Genomic DNA, 6089 nt, shown 5'->3' on the forward strand with positions numbered 1-6089 from the left:
TTTGGGTTTGTCAGCCACACAAATGACTATCTCGCGTCCTTCGAGCAGTCGCTCAATGTCTGCTGCGCCACTGATACGGTGGTTAATAAAGTCAACATCAAGTTGGCTGCAAAATTGTTTGATACGTTGTTCGGCGGCTTCGGTTTTAAGTTGACCGATGTTATCTTCCCCATAGAGAATTTGGCGATTGAGATTGGTTAAATCAATTTTATCGAAATCAACTGCACGGATATCCGTCGCGCCAAGTGCGACGAGATCATATAAAATGTGAGAACCTAACCCACCCAATCCCAGTAATAAAATTCTTGCCTGTTTAATTTTAGCTTGAGCGCCATATTTGTTATCGCTTAGACGACAATACGAATTAAAAAAATCCAAGTTACGATGCCATCGTTCAAGGTCGTAATCAGTTAATATTTTTGATGGAGCTGTATCGCTTTTTTCCAGTAAATATTGTTCATCAAGATCACAAATAACATCGGTCAGGTTTTCTTCGCTGGCTTCAGGAAATTGCGTAATCAGCTTTTCTGAAATCGCTTTTACTGTATGTTGTCCGTCAAGCAGTTCAAACGTAGCTTTAAAAACTCCGTTATCATCGGGAATGGTAATGAAATAGCCGTTGCTTCGGATAAAAATTTTATTAGGCTGGTAAAATACTTGTACCGTTGGTTTGAATTTTATTGGGCTATTTAACATAAGCATATTCTCAAACGAATCAATTTTTTTTGAGGGAAAAAGTTGTTTGCCTCTTTTTTGCAAGAGGCAAACAACAGGTGGGCAATTAACCCACGCCAACTAGACCAGCGTTGCTAGCCATTTGTTTATGCAATTTAATCTTCATGATGATTTCCTCTTGATTGATTAAAGTGAAATAACTGGCTGAAATCCATTAAAGCCCCCTGTTGCACTATTGCGATAGTGCAATATCAAAGTACAGCGATAGCATGATATCGTCTAGTCCTGAAAAACTTAGTATTGTGAGTGTTGAAAGAAAAATCATTGTGATTGAATCTGTGAGCCTGTGGGCAAGAAGCCAAAGCGTGTGATTTAAGTTGTGGGTAACTTGGCACAAGTTATCCATCAGCTTAATCACACACCCCGAAGGGCTTTGGCTGGTCTGAAAGACTTGTCCGTAGGGTCATAGATTTTTAGAAAGCGTCACTGGGGAAGCCACCATGCTTCCCACCCCTTGTTGATCGACGTTCATGCCTCAAGACCGTGACTTGAACACTATAGGTTGCTTGTGATTATTTTTCAAATTTGCATGCGATTTTGTCCGGCTCTTAGATAAAAAAATTGAATATTTGTGTAAAATTAAATCGATATTTATCAGTGGCTTGCAAAAAACCCTCCAAAAATCCTAATTTTTTCGCTCAAAATTATTGCAATTTTAGGCATTCTTGTGCTATAATGCCTACATATTTCGAGGTCTAACAATAAAAGACCTAAACCCCCAAAATAGTTTATTTATCACGCAAAGCAGTAAGCTTTGTGTTTATCTTTCAATGGATTGTTCTGAAAAAAATAAAACGAAGGAATGCACCGCATGAAAACCAATAAAAAACGACCAAAAGAAAAACATCCTGTACATAATGATTTATCAGTATGGGGTAACTTATCGCGGCTAGAAACGGCCTTATCACTAAGCTTTTCATCATCAGGCTATGCGCTGGCTGAATTTGAAGCCTATGGCCTTAAACTTTCACGAGGCGGCACACGCCAGGTGGTTTGGCCGGATAAGTATAAAAAACTAGATACTCTGATTGGCAACTTAATTCGAACTAAGCCAGCCTGGGGTAAAGCAGTTAAAGACTACTACACTTCAGGCATTGCTAAAAACAAAGTGCGGATGATTGCGGCAAAACAGCGCGTCAGTAAATCGACTTTCCATGATCGCTTGCAGCACGGGCGAGATTGGATTAACGATGAGATGAAGGTTTTGCATTAAAACTTTGTCTTATTTTTAATATATGCCGCTTTTTAGCGGTCTTTTACTTATAAAACTTGCTTCATGATTGAAGCCATTAAACTATAACTATTGCAAGTGTTTTACGCTTGCACTTAGTATTTAACTGGCAAGGCGCTTCTTTAGTGAAGCGCTTTGTTTTTGAGGTTGTTGCGATATTAATGTGGCATTTTATTCTTAGCCAGGTGATAGCATTATAAGTAAACCTCCAGTAATGATATACAATCCCGTTCATTTTAAAATGGCCTGGGGTTAATTTTACATTTCAACTTGTGTCTGTGGCTTTTGCTATAGGCTGTTCAACTATAATTTCTTGCTGACACATCTGTGTCTAGCAAGTCATTTTTTTATCTTCATATCACCGAAATATTCTTAACAACAAATATTATGAGGATTTTTCTATGAACGAAAAGAACCAATCACGCGCTTTAAACGAAAAAGCTGCGGCGCAATATATCGGCATGTCAGTATCCTATTTGCGCAAAGACCGTATGGATGGCCTGGTCGGTCAAAGAACACCTGGCCCGCGTTATGCGAAGTTGGGTAAGCGTGTTATTTATTTGCGCGATGATTTGGATGCTTGGCTTGAGCAGCATCTTGTGCAGCGTAGGCTTGATGGCTAGCAGCTGGGTGTTGATGGGTTGGTCAGGGTGGTGTAATGGATTGGCACCCCCTGAGCACCCCCAGGAAGCTGTTAAATAAGTGCGTTGTTGTAACCGCTTGAAAAATTGGTGGCTATGGTTGGACTTGAACCAACGACCCCAGCATTATGAATGCTGTGCTCTAACCAACTGAGCTACATAGCCACGAAAGCGCGCATTTTGGCGTGAAGCCCCTACCTTGTCAAGACCTTGATTGTCCTTTATAATTGCGCCCGCTTGGCTAGATCCTGGCCAAGTGACAATGTGTTTAATCCTTGCTTGTCGTGAGATATCGGCAGGCTTTAACCGTAAGGAGAGTCCTATGCGCCATTATGAGGTGGTGTTTTTAGTGCACCCTGATCAAAGTGAGCAGGTTCCAGGTATGGTCGAGCGCTTCACGCAAACGATCGAAGCAGACGGCGGTAAAGTTCACCGTCAAGAAGATTGGGGCCGTCGTCAGTTGGCATACCCTATCGAAAAAATCCACAAAGCACACTACGTGATGTTAAACATCGAGTGCAACCCTGCCTTGGTGGATGAATTGCAATCAAATTTCCGCTTTAACGATGCGGTGATTCGCCACGTGGTGTTAAACCGCAGTGAAGCAGTCACTGAAAAATCCAGCATACTGAAGCAAAAAGAGAAGGAGGAGCGATAATGTCTAGTCGCCGTAAACAATGTTATTTTGCTTCAAAAGGCATTAAAGAAATCGATTACAAAGATGTCGATTTGTTGAAAAAATTTATCACTGAAACAGGCAAAATCGTACCGAGCCGTATTACTGGCACGTCAGCGAAATATCAACGTCAGTTAACACGCGCAATTAAATTGGCGCGCGTGCTTTCGTTGTTGCCTTACTGTGACAAACATAAATAGTTAAGCAAAAAGATGATAGCGCGTCGTTTCGCACAATACTTATTAAAAAGCCGTCTGCATGCTGTGATGCTGGCTGTGATTTTCGCCATTGTTCCATTTTTTTCTTGGGTCAGTGCGGTCATCGTAGCCTTGGTCACATTAAGAAAAGGCATAAGGGAAGGCTTTTTGGTGTTGATGTGGAGCTTGCTGCCAGCTGTGGTGACAATGGTTGTCGCTCACCAATGGTTGTTTGGTGTGCACGCCATATTCGGCTCTGCCTTGGCGTGGCTTTTGGCCAGTGTTTTTCTTCGCAGGCCAAATTGGCGCGACCTCATTATCTTGGCGACCTTCATTGCTGTGATCGCGGTGTTGCTGTTTCATTGGTTGATGCCTGATGCTCATGCTTGGTGGGTCAGTCTTTTGAAGGGCAATGCAAAGCCTATTGAAGGAACGCTTAAGATGACGGCTCAAGAAGAGAGCAGGGTGGCTGAGGCGGCTGATAGGCTGGCTTATTTTGCTGTAGGTCTCAATGCGGCTTATTTGGCGTTGAGTACTTTGGTTGAGCTTTGGTTCGCACGAATCGTTGATAAGCTGCTGCCAAAGCCTGTGCAAGCCGATACCGAGAAAACCGAGCTTCGCATGCCATTTTGGTTTGCGGCACTGGCTGTCTTGGTGGTTTTGGGTGCGACGTTTAAATTGCGCTGGCTTTACGATTACCTGCCACTGGTAGGGCTGCCATTCTTTGTGGCAGGCTTGTCAGGTTTAGTGCGTTTTTTGCTAAAGCGTTTTTCGCCCTTGACTGTGCTATTTATCTTTATTGTTTTATTTATTGTTATCATGTTTATACCAGTGATTGCTGCGTCAATTGCTGTGTATGCCCTACTTGATAGCCTAATTGATTTACGCCGGTTCAAAGCCGGGAAATAGGAGAGAGTGATGGAAGTTATATTATTAGAACGTATCCGTAGCTTGGGTAAAGTTGGCGATCGCGTCAATGTTAAATCTGGTTACGCACGTAATTTTTTAGTGCCAGAACAGAAAGCGGTCTTGGCGACTAAAGAAAACATCGAGATGTTTGAAGCGCGCCGTGCTGAGCTTGAGCAAGCAGCGCAGGAAATGTTGGACAAGGCTCAGGCGCGTGCAAAAGCGTTTGAAGGCTTGGAGATTAAGATCGCGCGTAAAGCGGCTGAAGACGGCAAGTTGTTTGGTTCGGTCACTGTTTACAACGTGATCGATGCGATTAAAGCCGCCGGCGTTGAAATTGAGCGTCGTGAGCTGACGATGCCAGAACAGCAAGTGCGAAGCCTTGGCGAATACGAACTTCACATTGAGTTGCACTCAGATGTGGTCGTGCCGATGACTTTAACGGTCGAAGCTGAGTAAAGCTGCTACCATTCGGGGCGTCTTTAGCGTTCTTTAGTGGAATGTTAGGGTCGCCCTTATTTTTTTCTCATTTTATTCTCATTTCTTCTCGCAACTTCTTCATTGTTTGTTTATACTGAGCATCACCCTTCAAGTCTTATCTAATTTTCTGTTTTTTCCGTGGCGCATTGTGCGCTTTTTTTAATCTTGAAAAGGAGAGCTTATGCTACTGTTAACAAGGAAAATCAATGAGTCGATTTTAATCGGCGATAATATACGCGTGACCATTAAAGGCGTGAACGATAAGCGTGTGCGCATCGGTGTGCTAGCACCCGATAATATGCCTGTGCACCGTGAAGAAGTCTATTCACGTTTGAAACGAGAACAAGAAAGAGACTAAGTGATGCGCGTGCTGATAATAAGTAGAACAGCGGCACGGACTTGCCGCATTTTTTTATTCTTTCCTCGGGTCGCTTTCGTCGATCAAATATTTCACCACATCCACATGACCATTTTGTGTCGCATAGAGAATGGGTGTGTCGCCTGATTTTGTCGGGTCTTCAATTTTTGCGCCGTTTTCGACTAGCAATTTCACCATAGGCAAATCGCCTTTGTACGCTGCCCAGTGTAGCGGAGCTAAGCCTTCAAAGCTGTGATGATTCACATTCCCACCCAGGGCAATTAAACGTTTGGCAATGTCGTAGTGGCCAAGGTAAATTGACCAGCATAAAGGCGTATCGCCCTCGTTATCTTGCACTTCAAGGTCAGCGTTTTTTTCAAGTAAATAGTCGATGATATCGGTGTGCTGATTATGCACTGCCCAATGCAGTGGGTATTGGTGTTTGCGATTTTTAACTTCAGTTTTTGCACCGTGTTCAATTAATAATTGAACCATGTCTAGAAAACCTTCTCGGCAGGCGATGTGTAGGGGGGTATTATCGTAAAAATCGGGCTGATTTAGCGCGGTACCCTCGTGAAGGTGGAGGTCGGCACCCGACTCAATGGCAGATTTTGCCGCATTGATGTCGTTAGTTTTAGCCGCTTCGAAGAGTTTTTTGTTAAGCGCCTGCTTTTTTTTGTTTTGTTCAGCTTGGGCCAGTAGTTTAGCTGTTGAGTTAGCCATGCAATAGCTCCTTCCGTCATTCTGGGCAGGATATTGAAGTTTGGGCGTGAATGCAAGTGGTTCAATATACGGGGGTGCGATTAAAAGTGTAGGTTTTCATGCCGCTTTTCTTTCTTCCCAATAATCATTCCACTGTCCATTG

The 6089-nt window shown here is 43.2% G+C and carries 8 protein-coding genes, 1 tRNA gene and 1 pseudogene (1 of these 10 cut by a window edge); 7 read left to right on the plus strand and 3 right to left on the minus strand.

The window, feature by feature from the left end; translation table 11 throughout:
- Positions 1 to 759, minus strand: a pseudogene (locus COV52_02295) (hypothetical protein); it reaches 381 nt to the left of the window's first position.
- Between the two features lie 787 nt (positions 760 to 1546).
- On the opposite strand from COV52_02295, the gene COV52_02300 reads away from it, so the two are divergent.
- Positions 1547 to 1948, plus strand: a complete 402-nt coding sequence (locus COV52_02300; protein PIR11762.1) for a hypothetical protein — start codon at positions 1547 to 1549, stop codon at positions 1946 to 1948.
- A 419-nt stretch (positions 1949 to 2367) separates the two neighbouring features.
- Entirely contained in the window at positions 2368 to 2589 is a 222-nt protein-coding gene (locus COV52_02305) for a DNA-binding protein (GenBank protein ID PIR11763.1), read from the plus strand.
- Between the two features lie 106 nt (positions 2590 to 2695).
- Here the strand turns inward: COV52_02305 and COV52_02310 are convergent.
- Positions 2696 to 2772: transfer RNA gene (locus COV52_02310), tRNA-Met, on the minus strand.
- A 157-nt stretch (positions 2773 to 2929) separates the two neighbouring features.
- Between COV52_02310 and COV52_02315 the strand changes: the two genes are divergently transcribed.
- The 5 genes from COV52_02315 to csrA all read left to right on the plus strand — a co-directional run bounded on the left by COV52_02315 (position 2930) and on the right by csrA (position 5224).
- A complete protein-coding gene (locus tag COV52_02315) occupies positions 2930 to 3265 on the plus strand; it encodes a 30S ribosomal protein S6 (protein ID PIR11764.1) in 336 nt (111 codons plus the stop codon).
- Positions 3265 to 3483: a 30S ribosomal protein S18 gene (rpsR, locus tag COV52_02320; protein ID PIR11765.1), complete on the plus strand. Its 219-nt coding sequence runs from the start codon at positions 3265 to 3267 to the stop codon at positions 3481 to 3483. The genes COV52_02315 and rpsR overlap by 1 nt, the downstream gene beginning before the upstream one ends.
- Positions 3484 to 3495: 12 nt before the next feature.
- Positions 3496 to 4389, plus strand: coding sequence for a hypothetical protein (locus tag COV52_02325; GenBank protein ID PIR11766.1), 894 nt, complete (start codon positions 3496 to 3498; stop codon positions 4387 to 4389).
- A gap of 9 nt (positions 4390 to 4398) precedes the next feature.
- Positions 4399 to 4845, plus strand: coding sequence for a 50S ribosomal protein L9 (locus COV52_02330; protein PIR11767.1), 447 nt, complete (start codon positions 4399 to 4401; stop codon positions 4843 to 4845).
- Positions 4846 to 5047: 202 nt separating this feature from the next.
- Positions 5048 to 5224 carry a carbon storage regulator gene (gene csrA / locus COV52_02335; GenBank protein PIR11768.1) on the plus strand — a complete coding sequence of 59 codons (177 nt, stop codon included), beginning with the start codon at positions 5048 to 5050 and terminating at the stop codon, positions 5222 to 5224.
- Between the two features lie 54 nt (positions 5225 to 5278).
- On the opposite strand, the gene COV52_02340 is transcribed toward csrA, so the two are convergent.
- The gene (locus tag COV52_02340) at positions 5279 to 5947 is read right to left on the minus strand and encodes a hypothetical protein (GenBank protein PIR11769.1); all 669 of its coding nucleotides are present in this window, start codon (positions 5945 to 5947) and stop codon (positions 5279 to 5281) included.
- Positions 5948 to 6089 lie beyond the last annotated feature (142 nt).

The organism is Gammaproteobacteria bacterium CG11_big_fil_rev_8_21_14_0_20_46_22, assembly GCA_002796245.1.
GTDB lineage: Bacteria > Pseudomonadota > Gammaproteobacteria > UBA12402 > UBA12402 > 1-14-0-20-46-22.